The sequence below is a fragment of the Oleiphilus sp. HI0125 genome (assembly GCF_001635355.1).
In genome coordinates, this window is sequence record NZ_LWGF01000281.1 from 1 (window position 1) to 1,120 (window position 1,120).

Annotated in this window: 1 protein-coding gene; it reads left to right on the forward strand. The window is 40.5% G+C overall.

Translation table 11 applies throughout. The features are described 5' to 3' along the window. A partial coding sequence (locus A3762_RS03985; RefSeq protein ID WP_156493212.1) for a transglycosylase SLT domain-containing protein occupies positions 1-695 on the forward strand: 695 nt, incomplete at its 5' end. Positions 696-1,120 lie beyond the last annotated feature (425 nt).

The following is a 1,120-nucleotide window of genomic DNA, read 5'->3' on the forward strand; positions in this document are numbered from 1 at the left end:
TTGCTTGGGCTGTCCGAAAGAATACGCCAAACCTTATTTATGAAGTAAATCGTTTTCTCAAGCGTCACCGAAGCGGAACACTGTTCGGCAATATCGTAAAAAATAGGTACTTAGAAAACCCTTACTGGGCCAAGAAGGCTCTTACAGAGGACAGCAGAGAGAAGTTTGAAACGGTGGTAGGTATTTTTGAAAAATATGCCGACTTGTATGATTTCAATCATCTCATGTTACTCGCTCAAGGCTATCAAGAGTCAACACTAGATCATTCGAAGAAAAGCCCTGTTGGCGCCATTGGTATTATGCAATTGATGCCCAAAACCGGTTCATCAATGAAAGTGGGAGACATAAAAGAACTAGAGAATAATGTGCACGCTGGAGTGAAGTATTTAAGAAAGATTATCAATCACTACTTCAACGACCCCAAAATTTCAGACGCCAATAAGGTACTGTTCGCATTTGCTGCTTACAACGCTGGACCAACAAGAATTCATCGATTGAGAAGAACAACAAAAAAACTTGGTTTAGACCCAAACAAATGGTTTGGTAACGTAGAGCATGCCGTTGCTAGACATGTAGGCAGAGAAACGGTGAGTTACGTCGCCAACATTTCAAAATACTTTATCGCTTATCAATTGATTGAGGAACAGCAGAAAATTAGAGATGCAGTTAAAGAAAGTAGCAACGACACCTTCTAAATACTGGATTACAGAGAAGCACCATCAAATACAGTAATCTCTAACGCGCGAGCATCGACATCATCTAAGCAGACTACATTGACTCTAAATTGACCAGGCTCCCTGCGCGTTTCATGAAAAGTGTAAATACCGCATTTATTACAGAAAAAATGTTCTGCCACCTCAGTACCAAAATGGTAGCTACTTAAACACTCGTTTCAATAGACAGATCATTTGCAGCAATCGCGAGGGGCATCATGACAGCCCCTTTGCGCCGACAGATTGAACAAATACATAGCAAACCGCTCTCGATTTCAGGTCCATCAAAGTTAAACTTGACCGGACCACAGTGGCAACTTCCTTGATGCTTCATCTTATATTTTCCTCTATGCGATAACTTTCTTAAGCCTTTCTAGATAATTATTTTCCAAGTCTCCAGATATAAA